The sequence below is a fragment of the Paeniglutamicibacter sulfureus genome, from assembly GCF_030512175.1.
GTDB classification, from domain to species: Bacteria; Actinomycetota; Actinomycetes; order Actinomycetales; family Micrococcaceae; genus Paeniglutamicibacter; species Paeniglutamicibacter sulfureus.
This window is the reverse complement of sequence record NZ_JAULBL010000002.1, coordinates 1,123,706-1,140,002: the sequence shown is the minus strand read 5'-3', so window position 1 is coordinate 1,140,002 and position 16,297 is coordinate 1,123,706. Positions and strand designations below refer to the sequence as shown.

General features: G+C 64.8%; 18 protein-coding genes. 5 read left to right on the top strand and 13 right to left on the bottom strand.

Translation table 11 applies throughout. The annotated features are described in order from the left end of the window. Window positions 1-62: 62 nt before the first annotated feature. The 8 genes from Q2T94_RS11915 to Q2T94_RS11880 form a co-directional block, all read right to left on the bottom strand. Window positions 63-1,199, bottom strand: a complete 1,137-nt coding sequence (locus Q2T94_RS11915; RefSeq protein ID WP_302264546.1) for an acyl-CoA dehydrogenase family protein — start codon at window positions 1,197-1,199, stop codon at window positions 63-65. A 75-nt stretch (window positions 1,200-1,274) separates the two neighbouring features. Further along, window positions 1,275-2,207 carry a cytochrome b/b6 domain-containing protein gene (locus tag Q2T94_RS11910; protein ID WP_302264544.1) on the bottom strand — a complete coding sequence of 311 codons (933 nt, stop codon included), beginning with the start codon at window positions 2,205-2,207 and terminating at the stop codon, window positions 1,275-1,277. A 45-nt stretch (window positions 2,208-2,252) separates the two neighbouring features. Next, window positions 2,253-3,221 (bottom strand): electron transfer flavoprotein subunit alpha/FixB family protein, encoded by a 969-nt coding sequence (locus Q2T94_RS11905; RefSeq protein ID WP_302264543.1) that lies wholly within the window; start codon window positions 3,219-3,221, stop codon window positions 2,253-2,255. Window positions 3,222-3,236: 15 nt separating this feature from the next. After that, on the bottom strand, window positions 3,237-4,001 hold the full coding sequence (locus Q2T94_RS11900; protein ID WP_302264542.1) for an electron transfer flavoprotein subunit beta/FixA family protein: 765 nt from the start codon (window positions 3,999-4,001) through the stop codon (window positions 3,237-3,239). Window positions 4,002-4,217: 216 nt separating this feature from the next. Continuing rightward, complete coding sequence (gene idi / locus Q2T94_RS11895) at window positions 4,218-4,748, bottom strand: isopentenyl-diphosphate Delta-isomerase (protein WP_264270179.1); 531 nt, start codon at window positions 4,746-4,748, stop codon at window positions 4,218-4,220. A 183-nt stretch (window positions 4,749-4,931) separates the two neighbouring features. Continuing rightward, window positions 4,932-6,458: an APC family permease gene (locus Q2T94_RS11890; RefSeq protein WP_302264539.1), complete on the bottom strand. Its 1,527-nt coding sequence runs from the start codon at window positions 6,456-6,458 to the stop codon at window positions 4,932-4,934. 78 nt (window positions 6,459-6,536) lie between these two features. After that, window positions 6,537-7,415, bottom strand: a complete 879-nt coding sequence (locus Q2T94_RS11885; RefSeq protein ID WP_302264537.1) for a universal stress protein — start codon at window positions 7,413-7,415, stop codon at window positions 6,537-6,539. A 4-nt stretch (window positions 7,416-7,419) separates the two neighbouring features. Further along, window positions 7,420-8,844, bottom strand: coding sequence for a flavin monoamine oxidase family protein (locus Q2T94_RS11880; protein WP_367281539.1), 1,425 nt, complete (start codon window positions 8,842-8,844; stop codon window positions 7,420-7,422). A gap of 110 nt (window positions 8,845-8,954) precedes the next feature. On the opposite strand from Q2T94_RS11880, the gene Q2T94_RS11875 reads away from it, so the two are divergent. The 3 genes from Q2T94_RS11875 to Q2T94_RS11865 all read left to right on the top strand — a co-directional run bounded on the left by Q2T94_RS11875 (window position 8,955) and on the right by Q2T94_RS11865 (window position 11,991). Further along, on the top strand, window positions 8,955-9,629 hold the full coding sequence (locus Q2T94_RS11875) for a TetR/AcrR family transcriptional regulator (RefSeq protein ID WP_264270175.1): 675 nt from the start codon (window positions 8,955-8,957) through the stop codon (window positions 9,627-9,629). Window positions 9,630-10,059: 430 nt separating this feature from the next. After that, the gene (locus tag Q2T94_RS11870) at window positions 10,060-11,055 is read left to right on the top strand and encodes an NADP-dependent oxidoreductase (protein ID WP_302264532.1); all 996 of its coding nucleotides are present in this window, start codon (window positions 10,060-10,062) and stop codon (window positions 11,053-11,055) included. 72 nt (window positions 11,056-11,127) lie between these two features. Then, the gene (locus Q2T94_RS11865; RefSeq protein ID WP_302264531.1) at window positions 11,128-11,991 is read left to right on the top strand and encodes an alpha/beta fold hydrolase; all 864 of its coding nucleotides are present in this window, start codon (window positions 11,128-11,130) and stop codon (window positions 11,989-11,991) included. A gap of 79 nt (window positions 11,992-12,070) precedes the next feature. On the opposite strand, the gene Q2T94_RS11860 is transcribed toward Q2T94_RS11865, so the two are convergent. Both Q2T94_RS11860 and Q2T94_RS11855 read right to left on the bottom strand, forming a co-directional pair. Beyond that, on the bottom strand, window positions 12,071-12,622 hold the full coding sequence (locus Q2T94_RS11860; RefSeq protein WP_302264530.1) for a PaaI family thioesterase: 552 nt from the start codon (window positions 12,620-12,622) through the stop codon (window positions 12,071-12,073). A gap of 63 nt (window positions 12,623-12,685) precedes the next feature. After that, window positions 12,686-13,288, bottom strand: a complete 603-nt coding sequence (locus Q2T94_RS11855; protein WP_302264529.1) for a TetR/AcrR family transcriptional regulator — start codon at window positions 13,286-13,288, stop codon at window positions 12,686-12,688. Between the two features lie 313 nt (window positions 13,289-13,601). Between Q2T94_RS11855 and Q2T94_RS11850 the strand changes: the two genes are divergently transcribed. Both Q2T94_RS11850 and Q2T94_RS11845 read left to right on the top strand, forming a co-directional pair. Further along, on the top strand, window positions 13,602-14,312 hold the full coding sequence (locus Q2T94_RS11850) for an SDR family oxidoreductase (RefSeq protein ID WP_302264528.1): 711 nt from the start codon (window positions 13,602-13,604) through the stop codon (window positions 14,310-14,312). 118 nt (window positions 14,313-14,430) lie between these two features. Beyond that, window positions 14,431-14,712 carry a LapA family protein gene (locus Q2T94_RS11845; RefSeq protein WP_302264527.1) on the top strand — a complete coding sequence of 94 codons (282 nt, stop codon included), beginning with the start codon at window positions 14,431-14,433 and terminating at the stop codon, window positions 14,710-14,712. Window positions 14,713-14,808: 96 nt separating this feature from the next. On the opposite strand, the gene Q2T94_RS11840 is transcribed toward Q2T94_RS11845, so the two are convergent. The 3 genes from Q2T94_RS11840 to Q2T94_RS11830 form a co-directional block, all read right to left on the bottom strand. After that, window positions 14,809-15,171: a hypothetical protein gene (locus Q2T94_RS11840; protein WP_264270168.1), complete on the bottom strand. Its 363-nt coding sequence runs from the start codon at window positions 15,169-15,171 to the stop codon at window positions 14,809-14,811. Window positions 15,172-15,375: 204 nt separating this feature from the next. Continuing rightward, entirely contained in the window at window positions 15,376-15,876 is a 501-nt protein-coding gene (locus tag Q2T94_RS11835; protein ID WP_302264525.1) for a DUF456 domain-containing protein, read from the bottom strand. Window positions 15,877-15,941: 65 nt separating this feature from the next. Then, entirely contained in the window at window positions 15,942-16,130 is a 189-nt protein-coding gene (locus Q2T94_RS11830) for a hypothetical protein (RefSeq protein WP_217387513.1), read from the bottom strand. Between the last annotated feature and the right edge of the window lie 167 nt (window positions 16,131-16,297).

Here is a 16,297-nt window from a genome sequence, read left to right as displayed (position 1 = left end):
GAAATCACGATGAGGCCATTGCTTGAATGCGGCAGCGGGCGGCCTCCGTCCGCGACGCGGGGTTAGCGCTCCACGGCCATTCGCCCGATGACCATGCGCATGATCTCGTTGCTGCCCTCCAGGATCTGGTGCACCCGCAGGTCGCGGACAATCTTCTCGATCCCGTACTCGGAGAGGTAGCCATAGCCGCCGTGCAGTTGCAGTGCGGTGTTGGCGACCTTGAATCCGGCGTCGGTGGCCACCCGCTTGGCCATGGCGCACAAGCGCACGGTGTCGTCCGTCCCGCGATCCAGGGCATCCGCAGCCCGCCAAATCATGGTCCGCGCCGTTTCCAGCTCGGTCTCCATGTCCGCGATTTCGAAGAGCAGCGCCTGCTGTGCGATCAGCGGCTTGCCAAAGGCCTCGCGCTCTTTCAGGTAGGCAACGGACTTGTCCATGGCCGCCTGGCCGCCGCCGACCGAGCACGCTCCGATGTTCACCCGTCCACCGTTGAGGCCCTTCATGGCGATCCCGAAACCGGTGCCCTCATCGCCCAGGCGGTTGCCCACCGGGATCCTGACGTTTTCCATGACCACCTGGCGGGTGGGCTGGGCGTTCCAGCCCATCTTCGCCTCCAGCGCCCCGAAGGAGAGACCCGGGGTTCCATCCGGGACAATGAACGCGGTGATTCCGGCGCTTCCGGTGTCGGCGGTCCGGGCCATCACCAGGTACACGCCCGAGGATCCGGCGCCGGAGATGAATTGCTTGGTCCCGTTGAGCACGTAGGAGTCGCCGTCGAGCACGGCCCTGGTGGCCAGCGCCCCGGCGTCGGAGCCTGCTCCGGGCTCGGTGAGGCAATAGCTGCCCAACATCTCCATGGTGCATAGCTGCGGCACCCAGGCCGCTCGCTGCTCGTCGTTGCCGAAGCGATCGATCATCCACGCCACCATGTTGTGGATGGAAATGTAGGCGGAAATGGTCGGATCGGCCTTGGCCAGCTCCTCGAAGATCAGGGCTGCGTCCAGCCGGCTCATTCCCGAGCCCCCGAATTCCTCGCGCACGTAGATCCCGCCCATGCCCAGGGCCCCGGCCTCGGCCAGGACGTCGACGGGGAAATGGTGGTCCCTGTCCCAGGCCGCTGCATGCGGGGCAAGCTGCTCGGTGGCGAAGTCTCCCACCATCTCGACGATTGCCTTCTGGTCTTCGGTGAGTTCAAACATGCTCGGCTCCTGGGTCTGTGCGGTGGGCGGAGGTCAGGTTCACTTCGGTGGGTGGGGGCGAATCGGGGGGTTCGGCTACTTGCCGACCTTTCCGGTCAACGAGGCGATCGGGCGCAGGAAGACCGGCTGGGCCAGGAACCAGACGCCCACGATCACCACGATGGACACGGCGAAGATGATGAGCCCGGTGAACCCGGCCGAATCGTTGGCCGCGTACATGTGGTTCAGGTTGCGCAATGCCCCGGTGGCCAGCACCAGCGCCACGTGCACCACGGTGAAGGCAACGAAGTAGATCATGACCGGGAAGTGCAGCGCCCGGGCGAGTTCCATGGGGTAGGCCTTGTTGAGCGCAACCGCCTTCTTGGGCCAGGCCCCGGACATCCGCAGGCCGGTGAGGATCGCCAGCGGGGCCGCGATGAAGACGGTCACGAAGTAGGTCAGCACCTGCAGGGCGTTGTAGTTCACCCAGCCGTGCTCGGTCGGCCAGTTCAGCGAGAGGTACTGGAGCCCGGCGGAGAGCGCGTTGGGGATGATGTCCCAGCTGGTGGGCACGATGCGCGCCCATTGGCCCGTGGCAAAGAGCACGATGACGAAGATGATGCCGTTGAGCACCCACAGGGCATCGAGGGTGAGGTGGAACCACAGGTCCAGGCTGATCCGGGCGGGAGCGCCCTTGGTGCGGATCAGGCCCTTGTTGTTGCGCACCCAGTGCGCGGCCGGCCGGGCCACGGTGCGCACCTGCCAGCCGGTGCGCACGATCAGCACCAGGAAGAAGACGTTCAGGAAGTGCTGCCATCCCAGCCACGCGGGGAACCCCACCGGCGTGCCCGCGGGAAGCTCTGAATGCCCGGTGTAGGTGGCCATCCAGGTCTTGACGCCCTCAAGGGTGACCAGCCAGCGGGCAATGAATACGGCGATGACCAGCAGGACGATCAGCGATCCCGCGATGATGCCTGCGCGCACCCACTTGTTGGCTGCCTGTTTCCTGGGGGTGGACCGTGCGGTCATCTCATGTTCCTCGTGTTCGTGGTTGGTAGGTGCGTTCGGGGTGGCTCAGGAGCGGGACTTGAGCAGTTCGACCACCTGCGGAACCACCGTGAACACATCCCCAACGATACCCAAATCGGCGATCTCGAAAATCGGGGCATCCTCGTCACGGTTGATGGCCACGATGGTCTTGGCCGTCTGCATGCCGGCGCGATGCTGGATGGCCCCTGAGATGCCCAGGGCCAAATACAGCTGCGGGGACACGCTCACCCCGGTCTGCCCGACTTGGGCCCTCTGGGCAATGAATCCGGCGTCAACGGCTGCGCGGGAGGCTCCGACCGCTGCGCCGAGGGCATCTGCCAGCTGCTCGACCAGCACGAAGTTCTCGGCCGAACCCAGTCCGCGGCCGCCGGAGACCACGGTGGCAGCCCCGCGAAGTTCCGGCCGGGAAGATTCTTCCGGTGCATCGGCGCGCGAGGTGATGGCGGCGGTACGCGCGGTGCCCGGCTCGAGCCGGACGACGTTGACCTCAGCCGTGGCAGGCGCTGCCTGTTCGTCGATGGCGCCCGAGCGCAGGGTGATGATGGGCAGGGCACCGGGCACGGTGGCGTGTACGGAGTAGCTGCCGCCAAAAACGGAATGTTCGGTGACGATCCCGGAATCGGAGGTGGCGGCGTCCACGACATCGGCCAGAAGTCCCCCGCCGGTGCGCACAGCCAAGCGGGCTGCAGCCTCGCGGCCATCAACCGTTGCGGCGAGGAGCACGGCCTCCGGTGCATGGGCGGCCACTGCGTCGGCAAGCGCATCGACAAGGGGGGTGAGCAAGGTGGTGTCCGCGTCGGCCATTTCCACGGCGTGGATTTTCGCGGCGCCGAGCTCGCCGAGCCTGGCCACGGTTTCCGGCGGCAGCGTGGTCGCGGAAACGGTGACGGCGACGGGAGTGCCGAGCCGGGCGGCGACCGCCAGCAGGCCACGCGCCGATGCGGTGGCGTGTCCGGTGTGGGTGAGTTCGATGAGGGCAAGGACGCTTGGCATGGAAGGGGACCTTTGCTAGATCAGGCGCCGGGCGGCGAGGAAGTCGACAAGTTCGGCGGCGGCGTTCCCGTCGTCGACGATCTTGCGGCCGGCGGTGCGCGGTGGCCGCTGCGCAACATCCAGCACGGTGCTGCGCACCTGGGCGGAGACCCCGAGATCGGCGGCGGAGATGGTTGCCAGCGGCTTGCGTTTGGCGCCCATGATGCCCTTGAAGTTGGGGAAGCGGGCTTCCTCGAATCGTTCGGTGACGGTGAGGACTGCGGGGTAGGACGCGGTGACTTCCTGCGTGCCGACCTCGGAGAGCCGCACCCCGGCGACGGCGTCGCCTCCGATTTCCGCTGACACCAGGGAGCCCAACAGCGGCAGGCCCAGGTGTTCGGCGATCATTGCCGGGATCATTCCGGCCCGTCCGTCGGTGGACTCGTTTCCGGCGATGACCAGGTCCGCGCCGGTGTCGCGCAGTGCCGCAGCCAGCGTCGCGGCGGTGAGGACCATGTCGGCTCCTGCCAGCGAATCATCCAGGATGTGGATGCCGGAATCGGCTCCCATCGACAATGCCTTGCGGATGGACTTGGCGGCGTCGGCCGGGCCCATGGAGGCGACCACGACCTCGGTGGACTTGTCTCGGTCCTTGACCGTGAGGGCCAGTTCGAGGGCTCTTTCGGTGATTTCGTCAATGACCGGGTCGGTGCCTTCGCGGTCAACCCTTCCGGTGTCCGGGGACAACCTGCGTTCCTCCGCTGTGTCCGGAACCTGCTTGATCAAAACCACGATCTTCATCCGAGTTCTCCTTGTGATGCTGGGCTCTGCATTCATTCGCGAGACTACTAGGAACCTTCAAAATTTACTAGGTCTTCCTACTAAATTGTGGCCGGAATACGCCCGTACGGAATCCGGCTTTTGGCAGCGTGCCGTGCCCGTCCCAAGGCCTCCGGCAATGGCGAAGCCTCCCTCCCCCGTGTTCCGGGCAAGGGAGGCTTCGGCCCTCAAGCCGTCCTACGGCAGGGGATCGTCAAGCGAACCCTGGGCGATTTGTTCGAGCAGCCACGGGGAGAAGGCGAAGGGCGTTGCCTTGGCCGCGGCCAACAGGTCGGCGGGGGCGACCCACGCGTATTCGGCAACCTCGTCCGGATTGGGCTCGAGGTCCCCGGCTATCCGGGCCGCGAAAACCGGGCAAACCTCGTTTTCCACAATGCCCGAGGCATCAACGGCCCGGTAGGCAAAGTCCGGGAGCAGCGGTCGGATCCCGCCGATGGCGGCGCCCAGTTCCTGCCCGGCACGGCGCACCATGGCATCCTCAAAGGATTCGTCGGCACCGGGGTGCCCGCAGAACGAATTGGTCCACACTCCCGGCCAGGTCTTCTTGCCCAGGGCGCGCCGGGTCATCAGGATCCGCCCCTCCCCGTCATAGAGGTAGCAGGAAAACGCCAGGTGCAACGGGGTGTTCGCGGTGTGCACGCTCGCCTTGGGCTCGGTGCCGATGCGGGTGCCATCGGCTGCCAACAGCACCACAAGTTCCTCGCTCATGACTCTCTTTCATCAAAGAAGGGATTCGGGGCGGGAGACTTCCCTGCCGCCACCCCCAATTCTCCCATGCCGCTGGGGATCGGGTGCGGGGATTGTTTGGGGGCTTAACGCGGGAAGCTGCCCGCCGGCGACGTGAAGCCGCGATCCGGCAGGCAGCCGTCTTGCCTTGTCCCGGGTTCCGGGTTACCTCAGGCGCTTGAGCGTTTCCCCCTTGAAGAATCCCGGGCTGCGCACGCGCATCCAGAACATGATGGCCACGCCCAGCAGCAGCACGCCCACTCCCAGGATGAACACCATGCCCAGGCCGCCGATGTTGGAACCCGAACCGTAGTCCGGGTCCATCGAGTCGCGCGCAGTGCTCACGAACATCACCAGCAAGATCACCCCGCCCAGCAGCGGAGCCAGGAACCTGAAGAAGAAGTTGCGCACCGAGTCGAAGGCCTCGCGGCGGAAGTACCAGACGCAGGCGAGCGCGGTGACGCCGTAGTAGAAGCAGATCATCAGGCCCAGGGCGGTGATGGTGTCCCACAGCGCGTTTTCACTGAGCAGGCGGGTGATGACGTAGAAGCCGGCGGCGGCCGCGCCGGCGGTGACGGTCGCCACCGACGGGGACATGAAGCGCGGGGAAATCTTGCCGAAGGTTTCCGGCAGTGCCTTGTAGTAGCCCATGGCCAGCAGGGTGCGGGCCGGGGACACCAGGGTCGATTGAAGCGAGGCCGCCGAGGAGGAAAGGATGGCCAGGGACATCAGGATCGCAAACGGTCCCATGACGGGTCCGGCAAGGACGGCGAAGATCGATTCCTGGTTCTCCGGGTTGCCGGCGCCGAGCCCGGTCTCGCCGATACCCGCATAGGCGATGACCGCAAGGGAGATGACCATGTAGATGCCCATGATGACAAGCACCGTGATCGTCGCGGCGCGGCCCGGCACCTTGGCGGGGTTCTTGGTCTCCTCGTTCATGGTGAGGGTGACGTCCCAGCCCCAGAAGATGAAGATCGACAGGGAGATGCCTGCGGCGAAGGCCCCGAAGGATTCCACCGCCAGGGGGTTGAACCAGTCCAGTGAGATGGGTGTCGGGTCGAAGGCCGTGCCGTTTTTCACGTGGCCGAAGGCGGCGATCGCGAACCAGGCCAACACGATGAGCTGGAAGGCGACCAGCCAGTACTGGAAGGCCTTGGTGGTCTGCATGCCGCGATAGGAAATCCAGCACGCGGCGGCGATGAACACCAGGGTCGTGGGGATGTTGACCCACAGGTTCGTCGTCAGCTCGGCGATGGCGTCGTTGCCGGTGAGCTGGGCGAGCAGGATGTAGAAGAAGTCAACCGCGACGGCCGCCAGGTTGGAGAGCACAATGATGGTGGCGGCGACCAGGCCCCAGCCACCCATCCAGCCGATCCAGGGCCCGAACGCGCGGGTCGCCCAGGTGAACGAGGTGCCCGAGTCGGGCATGGCACTGTTGAGCTCGCGGTAGCCCAGGGCCACCAGAAGCATGGGCAGGAACCCGGCGATGAAGATGGCCGGGAGCTGGGTGCCCACCTCGGCGACCGTGGGCCCCAGTGCCGCGGTCAAGGTGTAGGCCGGGGCAATGGACGAAATCCCGATGACGACAGCGCCGAGCACCCCGACGGTGCCCTTTGACAGTCCCTTGTTGCCCAGGCCCGATCCGGCATCCTGCGCGGGACGGGTTTCGGTCGTTGTTTCACGACTCATGATTGGTTTCCTTCATCCAGGCGGTGCGGCAAACGACCCCGAAAGGGAACGCGCCGCACCATCATGCGGTGATTGGTGCTAGGACCGTGCCGGCCCCGTTTTGTAGTTCTTGGGAACCACCACCAGCGGAACCGGCAGGGTCCGCAACATGCGTTGGGCAGTGGAGCCCAGGAAGAGCCGGCGCTTGCGTGCCAGCCGGCTCGAACCGACGACGGCAATTTCCCCGTCTTCCCATCCCAATTCGGCAATGGCATCGTCGATGCCGGTGCCGGAGGCAATGGAGATCTCGGCTGCGACGCCCAGTTCCGCCACGACCTCGGCGACGCTTGCCCGGGCCCGGGAGATGGACTCGTCCAGGTCCGCGCCGCGGTCGTTATTGTCGTCCTGGGCCACAAGGGACACGACCCGAAGCTGCAGGTCCTGCTGGTGCGCGGCGGCAGCGGCAGCCTGCACCACCCCCTTGGCCCCGGGGCGGGTGCCCACCAGGGCGGTGACCCGGCGCAGTTGGCCGTTGGCCCTCTCCAGCGAAGCAACGGCCTCGGGGGACCCCATGGCCACGGGGATCGGCGCGGCGTGCAGCAGCGCGCTGGCCACCGATCCCGGGGCAAAGAACCCTGCCATGTGGCGCTTGCGGCCGCCCAGCACGATGGCCCGTGCGCCGGTCTCCGTGGCCAAGGCAATCAGGCCCTGGGCCGGGGAGCCCACCGCCCGGGCAATCACTCGGGCGCTGATGCCCGGAGGGACCAGTGCGAGCGCTTCCTTCGCCCACAGGTCGACCTTCTCGGCCAGGATGGAGCAATACCCGTGGTCGCCGCCCGGGTAGACCGCGGAGAACGGGGTGCTTTCGGGCAGGACGATGGCAAGGTCAAGGTGGGCGGCGGGGCCGCCCAGCGCGGCGGCCAGGGCAATCGCCTCGGCGCCCCGGGCATCGGCGGTGTATCCAACAAGCAGGCGCATGGTGCTAGGCGTCCAACGCCGCGAGGGTGCCGAACTTGGAGACGACACCGTCGTAGTCCATGTCGTGCTCCGTGCCGTCCACCGCGGCGACGATGCGCGCGGCAGTTCGCCGCCCCATGCGCACCGCGCCGTCGACGTGCTGGTAGCCCTCGCCGGCCAAATCCGAGGAGGAGAAGTAGATCGGGCCGACGTTCTTGTTCTGGTCCGGTCCGAAGCGGAACAGGCCGCCCAAGTCGTAGCTGGTGGCGTACGCCCCGCGGGTCCATTCCTCGGCAGCGAAGTCGGAAAGGTAGAACACTTCCGGATCCAGCGCCTTGTCCCCCAGGAACCCGGCGATGCCCTTGAGGATGGCTTCCTTGCGCGCGGCCTCGTCCAGTGCAAACGTGGCGTCGGCCTGGGTGTCGGAGATGAACCCGACCAGGGTTCCGGTGGATTCCCCGTGGTAGGTGTTGTCGTAAACCTCCTGCACGATCGAGGACGGACCGAAGCAGGTGCCCGAGAGCCCCTCCTCGCGCCAGAACGGCGTCGCGTACACGGCATGGACCTTGATGACCAGGCCCATTGACTGGTGCTGGTGGGTCACGTGCTGGCGGCGCGGCAGCGGCGGGTTGTAGGAAATGCGCGAGTACAGGTTCGGCGGAACGGCAACGATGACCTTCTTGGCGTTGACGCTCACATCCGCGCCGTGGGCGGTCACGCCTGCATCGGACCAGTCCAGCTTGAGCACCGGGTTGTTCAGGAAGACGTCTTCGCCCAGCCGTTCGGCAAGGGCGATCGAGACGCCCTGCATGGTGCCGACGATGCGGCGGTCGAGGATGAAGTCTTCGTCGACGAGGTTGGAGAAGGATCCGGCGGAGGCGGACATCAGCAACGCCTGCAGCGCGGAGAAGGTGTGGGCGGGTTTGGTGAGCATGCCGCCGGCGATGAACAGCCCGACGTTGTTGCAGGCGACCTCGTCGCCGGAAATGTTGCGCAGCCAGTGGTGGAAAGAGATCTTGTCGAGCTCCTCGGCCTGCGGGTGTTCCCACGGGGCGTCCGGGTCGACCTCGGTGGTGAGACGGTCCATTTCGGCAATGAGCCTGTTCATCTCGGCCACGGTGGACTCGCCCACCGGAAAGTCTTCCCCGGAATAGACCGTGCGGGTGCCGTCTTCGGCCAGGTAGACAGAGGCGCCCTCCTTGTGACGTTCGAAGGTCTCGATGCCCAGTTCCTCGATCAGCGAGTACAGGCCGGTCTGGTCCGGGGAGATCCACTGGCCGCCGATCTCGATGGTGGCACCGTCCATGTCCTGGGTCCAGGTGCGGCCGCCGACGCGGTCGCGTGCCTCAAGCACTGCGACGGTCTTGCCGGCCTTGCGCAGTTCGTAGGCTGCGGTCAGGCCCGAGGGACCCGCTCCGATGATGACGACGTCGCGATCCAGGGTTGTCATGGCTTTCCACTTCTTTCGGTTTTTAAATGAATGGCATTCATTTACTAGACTGGTTCCATGGTAGGCCATAAAGTGCAGTATTGTGAAGTAGGCCACGTCAGGAGCGGACTTTGAACCAGGAATCAGCAGCACCGGCCGGGGCTCCCCGTCGCCGCGCCGGCCGCCCGCGGTCGGTGGTACTCGACCGGGAGCTCATTGCCCGGGCCGCCCTGAAGCTCGTTGTGGCGGGGGGCTATTCCACCCTGACCATGTCCTCGGTGGCAAAGTCACTGGGCGTCTCGCCCTCAGCCTTGTACAACCACGTGGAATCCAAGCAGGAACTCATGCAATGGATCCAGGAAATCGTGATGGACGGGGTCGATTCCACGGTCTTTGAAACGCTGCCGCTGGATGAGGCCCTGGAGAAATGGGCGGTGACCTACCGGGGCATTTTTGCCGAGCACGCCCCGCTAATTCCACTGATCGCCGTCCTGCCGGTCTCCGGCTCACCGCGCACGCAGGAGATGTACGAAAAGGTCGCCGCGGGATTCACCCGCGCCGGCTGGAAGCAGGCCGAGATCGTCCCGGCCATTGTGGCACTCGAATCGTTTATTTTCGGATCGGCCCTCGACGCCACCGCACCCCTGGACATCTTCGACCCGGGCGCGAACGCCGGAAAAATGCCAAGCTTCGAAAGTGCCCTGGAGGCGCAACGGGCGACGGGCCGAAACAGTGCCGACGCTGCCTTCATGACCGGACTCAGGGCCATCATCGCCGGGCTCATGGAACAGACAGCGATCGCCTAGAACCGCGGTCCGGGCCCGACGTCTCCCCCCTTGACTTAATAATGAGTGCACTCATAATTGAGTATGCTCGTATTGTCCGATTTCGGGTTACACAAGGCGTGAGGAATCATGACGGCCAACTCGATCACCGGTCATCCCCGGGGCACTCCCACACCCAACTCCCCGAGGCTCGACAGCAAGGCCCGTTGACCGTCGCCTCCCAGGTGGGCCGATGATCGGCCGGAGAGAATAAGACCGGGGTTCCTCCGTCCGTTATCGACTCAGCGGCAAGTCTTTTCCGAACATCCTCGGTGAGAATACTTTCCGGCTCCGGGCACGGCACCGAGGTTCAAAAGCACATGTTCCTCACCCACGAGGACCTTACGTTCCCCAAACGCCCAACAGCATCAACACCGCCCTAAGACCCAACCCAGACAGGAGCCCCTGCGCCATGAAAGCGTTCGTGTTCAGCCAGTACAAGCAACCTCTCCAGCAGGCAGATGTCCCAGAGCCCGCCGTGGGTGACCACGATGTACTTGTGCAGGTGGCTGCCGCCGGCGTGAACCAGCTCGATGCGAAGATCATTGAGGGCGAGTTCAAGTCGATCCTGCCCTACTCGCTGCCCCATGGGATCGGGCACGATATGGCGGGTAGCGTCATCGGCATCGGCGCGAATGTCACCGGATTCAAGATTGGCGACGAAGTCTACGCCCGGGTTGCCAAGGACCGGGTGGGAACGTTCGCCGAACGGGTGGCAGTCACCGAGGCGGACCTGGCGTTGCGCCCCACCTCCGTTACCGTGGCAGAAGCAGCGTCCCTCCCGCTGGTGGCGCTGACCGCCTGGCAGGCCCTGGTGGTCAAAGGGAAGCTGAAGCCTGGCCAGAAGGTTCTGATTCATGCAGGTGCCGGAGGTGTCGGGTCATTGACGATCCAGCTGGCCAAGCACCTCGGCGCCCACGTTGCCACCACGGCCTCGGCCGCCAATGCCGACTTCGTTCGTTCCCTGGGTGCGGACGAAGTGATTGATTACCGCAGCCAGGACTTCGAAAAGGGGCTTTCCGGCTACGACCTGGTCCTTGATTCCCTGGGTGGCGAGAATCTGGAAAAGTCGCTGCGGATCCTGAAGCCAGGAGGAAAGGCGATCGGGATTTCCGGTCCACCGGATCCAGCGTTTGCGAAGGATGCGGGACTGAACCCCCTGCTGCGACTGGTTATCGCGGGACTCAGCAGCAAGATCCGCCGACAGGCCAGGAAGCTCGGCGTGTCCTACGAATTCTTGTTCATGCACCCCAGCGGTGAACAGCTGCGCAAGATTTCCGCGCTCATCGATGGCGGCGCCCTGCGCCCCATCGTGGGTGCGACCTTCCCCTTCGCCCAGACGCCGCAAGCGGTTCAGGCGCTGTCCAAGGGCGGAGTGCGCGGAAAAGTCGTAGTCGTCAACAACTGAGTGCCACCGACCCGGATCAGGAACCGGCAACCATCTCCGCCTCCATCAGCATCTTCAATAAGGAGAACCATCATGACCACCAGCAACGAGGTGGAACCGGTCATCGATTCCTATGCCGTGGCGCCGAACAAGAGCATCACCGTTGGCCGGGAAACATTCGCCTACCGGGAACTGGGCCCGAAGGGCGGGATCCCAGTCATCTTCTTCGCGCATCTGGCCGCCAACCTGGATAACTGGGATCCACGCATCGTTGATCCCATTGCCCGGAATCGGCACGTCATCGCTTTCGACCAGCTCGGCGTCGGCGCATCCTCCGGGCGAGTGCGCAAAACACTGGAGGAAGCCGCCGACGACGCCTATGAATTCATCACCGTCCTCGGGTTCGAGACGATCGATGTCTTCTCCTTCTCGATGGGTGGATTCATCGCCCAGGACCTGATCGTCAAGCACCCGGATCTGGTGCGCAGGCTGGTGCTGACCGGCACCGGACCACGCGGCGGCAAGGGCATCGACAAAGTCGCGGGAGTGACCTACCGCGACATCCTGCGCGCTGCAGTCGCGCGTTCGGACCCGAAGGAGTTCCTGTTCTTCAACCGCGACGCTCCAGGAAAACGGGCAGGCAAGTCCTTTATAGGCCGCCTCAAGGAACGCACCGCCAACCGCGACGCCGCCGTCTCCACCAAGGCACTCCAAACCCAGTTGAAGGCCATCCAAAAGTACGGGCGTTCAGCGCCATCGGATCTCTCGGTGATCACCCGGCCCACGCTGATCGCCAATGGCGACAACGACCGAATGGTCCCCACGGTCCTGTCCGAGGAACTAAGCCGTCGCATCCCCGGCAGCGAGCTGATCATTTATCCGAACTCCGGACATGGCGGCATCTTCCAGTTCCACCAGGATTTCGCTCCGATCGCCGCGAAATTCTTGGCCGCCTAAATGGCGGTGCTTCCCCTCGAATCGGGCGGGACAGCGCAAACCACTTCTGCTGTGCGGCCCATCCGGCAATGCGTACGCGCTATTGGTTCGCCGGACCGGGCCGGGAGTCCGGGACGGCACCGCCGGGGTAGATGATCAAACAGGTGCTCGAGGCGGTGGCCAGTACCCGGCCTTCCGCGTCCCGAATCTCGGCATCGGCGAAGGCGACCGACTTACCGCGTCGGGTGACCCAGCCATGCGCGGTGACGGCGCCCGTTTCGGCAGTGATTGGACGCAGGAACGAGACCTTGATTTCCAGGCTGGTGTATCCCACTCCGGCCGGAAGGGTGCTGTGCACGGCACATCCGCACACGGAGTCCAGCACCGTGGCGAAGAAACCGCCGTGAACCGATCCGATCGGGTTGTAGTGCGATTCGTCCGGCTGCGCTGTCATCACGACGTCCCCATCGGTGACGGCCACGAACTCCAAACCGATGTGGCTGCTGATCGGCGGTGCCGCGATGCGCCCTTCGGCCATGGCGCGCAGCTGCTCGAGTCCGGTCCGCTCGAACAACCTTGTCTTATCCGCTTCGGGGACCTGGTAATGGATCGTTCGCGAACGGTTCGCCGGTGGCGTGGGCCTTGCTGACATCGTTTGATCTCCACATGCTCGATACGGGTGATGGTTGCTCGGGCTCGGCGACTGGGCTGCTGCCTAGTGCGGAAGAATGGCGGAAACCTGCGCCCTGATGGCACCGATGACCTCAACGGTGCTCCGCTGCGCATTAATGCTCGCGGCCATCGCGAGGAACATGACCGCGGAGACAACACCTGCCAGTGTTGTCGCTTCGCTTTCACCGATGCGCTCATGCCGACCAAGGACCGCTGCGAGTGCCTCCTGGGTTTGGGCGACAATTTCCAGGGCCTCGGCATGGCGCGGTTCGGCGGGGTCACCGAAGACCATCTCACGCAAGTAGGTGCGCCCGTTCTCAACCTGCACGCGGTTGCATTCCACTATTGGCGTCACAATTGCCAGCACCCCATCAAGCACATCTGCCGTTTTCCCGGCCGCTGCCTGCCCCTGCTCCAGCGCGTGGGCATAGTGCTCGTTCTGGACAAGCAGCAGCAATTCGCCCTTGGATTTCGCGTACAGGAACAACGTTCCGGTGCCGATGTCTGCCCTGTCGGCAATCTGCTGGGTCGTGACGTCCTCGATCCCGTGCTTGGCGAACAATTCGCTGGCTGCGGCGGTGATGCGCTCAAGCTTTTCCAGCTTGTTGCGTTCGCGCCGACCGAGCTGTGGGGACGGCGATGACATGAGGTGATCCTCTCGGAATAAATTATGACTACGCTCAGTTATGAGTATAGTCGCTAGTGATCGGGATCGGCATCCCGGTCAGGCAATCATTCTCCCACGATGAATCGGTTCGATCGGATGTCGACCAGGCACGACCGCCGCTTCCAGCCCTCCCCGGCAAATGCAACGCAGAACGAGATCGTGCCAACCACCACTTATGGCAGTGGCACCGCCGGCTACACCGACTATCCAGCTCAGCCAATCCTGACCCCCACCACTCCCCTGGGAAAGCGCGACTGCGCAATCCTGCCGCACCAAGAGAAGGAACCTTCCCATGACCTCATTGAACGGAGCCGTGGTCCTCGTCACCGGGGCGAACGGCGGTATCGGGACCCACTTCGTACGCGAAACCCTGGCCCGTGGAGCGGCAAAGGTTTACGCCACCGCCCGCACCCCGCGGCAGTGGGACGATGATCGGATTGTGCCACTCACCCTGGATGTCACCGACCCTGCATCGATCCGGGCCGCACTGGCGGCCGCCCAGGATGTGACGGTAGTGATCAACAACGCCGGCGCCTCGGTCTCCACCCCGGGCATCCTTGCCCACACCGACGAGGAGATTCGCCGGAACGTTGAGACCAACTTCCTGGGCCCACTCTTCCTCGCCCGCGCCTTCGCCCCGACGCTGTCCACCAAGGACAACGCGGCGATCATCGACATCCACTCGGCCTTGGCCTGGTGGGCAGTGGCCGGAATCTACTCCGCGACGAAGGCTGCCCTGTGGTCGGCGACCAACTCCCTGCGGCTGGAACTTGCTCCGGCGGGAGTCCAGGTCCTGGGCGTGCACGTCGGATACGTGGACACCGCAATGGCCGCACACAGCACCGAGCCGAAGGTGGACCCGGCGGACCTGGTGGCTTCGGTCTTTGAGGCACTCGAAGCCGGCGAGCACGAGGTCCTCGCGGACCAGACGTCAGTTCAGCTCAAGGCGGCCCTCAGCGCCCCCGTGGAATCCGTCTACCCGCAGCTGGCCGTCAGGCCGTAGGGGCACATCGCTACAGGTTCTCCAAGCGACGGCCGGATGGCGGGGCGGCAGGATCTCCCTTCGTCCGGCCGGCCGCAGCACCGTCGAACCACTCCGGTGACTGCAGGGAGCCAACGCAATGGCCCACGAGTCTAGCTGCGGGATTCGACTACCCTGTTGGCATGAGCGAAACCCCGGCAGCACCAAGAACCCGGTCCTTCGTTTCCTCGCGCGGCTCTCGGCCAAGAACTGGATCGCCATCCTGGGCGCGGTCTTGGCGGTCATCTTCATCCTGCAAAACCGCCAGCGGGTCCGCATCGAGTTCTTGTTCCTCGACCTGAACGCCCCGCTGTGGATCTCCCTTGGCGCGGTGCTGCTCATTGGCTGGGTCGTGGGACGCTTCTCGTTCCGCAAGCGCTGAGCCCGCGTGACCCGCAGAGCGCAAAACCGCCCCGCCGGAAGCACCCACGGGTGGGGTGCGGCCCGACGGGGCGGCATGGGAAAAGTTGGAGTGGCCCTAGAGCGAGGTGCCCATGACCTGCATGAGCATCTCCGGATCGCCGTAGTTGTAGACGACCCAGCTCATTCCGCCGATGAAGGCGAGGGAAGCGACGCCCCAGGCGGCCGAGAGCTTGGCCATGAAGCGGATCTCCGAACGGCTGACCGGCAGGCGGTCGGCCGAGTAGTCTCCGGCGACCTTGCTGAAGCGCTCGGCCGGGGTGATCGCCGCCATTGCATTGAGGCTCACGAGGAAGTTGGAGGCGGTGTCGATGCTGCCGTCGATCAGGCGGGCGCGGGTCAGGTTGTTCCTGCGGTCCTGGGTCATTTCAGCAATGTTGGACCCGTGGCGGGCCAACAGGATGTCTTCGCCAAGTGGCATTGTTCGACGCGCCAACCGCATTGCCTACCCCTTTTAAAATCTTCGAGCGGGGAAGCCGACACCCGCAATCATCTCAATCGTTACAACATTGAGATTACGTGTGAATTTTCGACAAAAGCGCTATTAAGCGCTTTCGGTTGGCAAGCTCACAGGGGTCTGTGGCCTGAACCGCCCGATTCCCGTGGCGCCGCGCACATCCGCCGCTCAGCGCGTGGTGAAGTGCGCGATCACGCCGATCATCCACACCGACGAGGCCATGGCCGCGCAGCCGAATTCGACAAGGACGCCCAGACCCATGGCCTTGAGTGCGGAACCGGAGGCACGCAGCGCCGCCGGGAAATCCCTGCGCCTCCCGTATTCCCCCAGCACCAGCCCCACGGCAAAGCCGATGAAAAGCCCGAGCACGGGGATCAGGAACATGCCCACGACCGCCAGCGCGATGGCCAGGGCAATGGAGCCGCGCGGAATCTGCTGCTGTTTCAGGTTCCGGCCGGTCAGCACCGTCGATGCGCCCCATCCGACGAGCGCAAGGGCCATGCCGATCCCGGCGCACCACCAGGCGGCAGGGCCACCCAGGACCCAGCCCCAGGCCAGCAGCGTGCCGATGGCCAGCAGGCTTCCGGGGAGCACGGGGACGATGGTTCCCACGACGGCGACCGCCAATAGCAGTCCGGCGACGACGGTGATGATGATTTGGATATCCACGAGTGCAAGTCTGGCATCCGTTCAGCCCGGCCGGGCGGGGCGCGCCGATCAGGCGGGCGGCGGACTCAGTCGTCGACGATGGCCCAGCTGCCGGCGGGCTTGTATTCGCTGTCGAAGATGTCTTCCCCGGCACCGGGTTCCATGGGGTAGTTCTTCAGATTTCCGGCCCAGTAGCGCAAGGCACGTCCGAGCTCGGCCTCGGGGTCAAGCTTCATCGCCTCGGTGTTCATGTCGACTTCGAAAATGAATCTCATGTCCCACGTCCCTCGCTCAGTGCGACGCCATCCCGTGGCGTCACGCCCTGTATTTTTCCCATCCTAGGCTGGCGGCGATCCGATGTGCCACGGCGAAACGCGCGGCCCGGAAATGCCGCTCCGGGAAACCCGATGCGAAAGATTGTTGAACAATCCGCGTTATTAGT

What these genes read in the sequence shown, in the direction of transcription:
- Q2T94_RS11860 (WP_302264530.1), bottom strand. Translation starts at nt 12,622, where the DNA reads ATGTCAGCAAGGCCCACGCCACCGGCGAACCGTTCGCGAACGATCCAT.
- Q2T94_RS11845 (WP_302264527.1), top strand. Translation starts at nt 14,431, where the DNA reads ATGGCCCACGAGTCTAGCTGCGGGATTCGACTACCCTGTTGGCATGAG.
- Q2T94_RS11890 (WP_302264539.1), bottom strand. Translation starts at nt 6,458, where the DNA reads ATGAGTCGTGAAACAACGACCGAAACCCGTCCCGCGCAGGATGCCGGA.
- Q2T94_RS11850 (WP_302264528.1), top strand. Translation starts at nt 13,602, where the DNA reads ATGACCTCATTGAACGGAGCCGTGGTCCTCGTCACCGGGGCGAACGGC.
- idi (WP_264270179.1), bottom strand. Translation starts at nt 4,748, where the DNA reads ATGAGCGAGGAACTTGTGGTGCTGTTGGCAGCCGATGGCACCCGCATC.
- Q2T94_RS11910 (WP_302264544.1), bottom strand. Translation starts at nt 2,207, where the DNA reads ATGACCGCACGGTCCACCCCCAGGAAACAGGCAGCCAACAAGTGGGTG.
- Q2T94_RS11840 (WP_264270168.1), bottom strand. Translation starts at nt 15,171, where the DNA reads ATGCCACTTGGCGAAGACATCCTGTTGGCCCGCCACGGGTCCAACATT.
- Q2T94_RS11905 (WP_302264543.1), bottom strand. Translation starts at nt 3,221, where the DNA reads ATGCCAAGCGTCCTTGCCCTCATCGAACTCACCCACACCGGACACGCC.
- Q2T94_RS11915 (WP_302264546.1), bottom strand. Translation starts at nt 1,199, where the DNA reads ATGTTTGAACTCACCGAAGACCAGAAGGCAATCGTCGAGATGGTGGGA.
- Q2T94_RS11865 (WP_302264531.1), top strand. Translation starts at nt 11,128, where the DNA reads ATGACCACCAGCAACGAGGTGGAACCGGTCATCGATTCCTATGCCGTG.
- Q2T94_RS11855 (WP_302264529.1), bottom strand. Translation starts at nt 13,288, where the DNA reads ATGTCATCGCCGTCCCCACAGCTCGGTCGGCGCGAACGCAACAAGCTG.
- Q2T94_RS11880 (WP_367281539.1), bottom strand. Translation starts at nt 8,844, where the DNA reads ATGACAACCCTGGATCGCGACGTCGTCATCATCGGAGCGGGTCCCTCG.
- Q2T94_RS11900 (WP_302264542.1), bottom strand. Translation starts at nt 4,001, where the DNA reads ATGAAGATCGTGGTTTTGATCAAGCAGGTTCCGGACACAGCGGAGGAA.
- Q2T94_RS11830 (WP_217387513.1), bottom strand. Translation starts at nt 16,130, where the DNA reads ATGAGATTCATTTTCGAAGTCGACATGAACACCGAGGCGATGAAGCTT.
- Q2T94_RS11870 (WP_302264532.1), top strand. Translation starts at nt 10,060, where the DNA reads ATGAAAGCGTTCGTGTTCAGCCAGTACAAGCAACCTCTCCAGCAGGCA.
- Q2T94_RS11885 (WP_302264537.1), bottom strand. Translation starts at nt 7,415, where the DNA reads ATGCGCCTGCTTGTTGGATACACCGCCGATGCCCGGGGCGCCGAGGCG.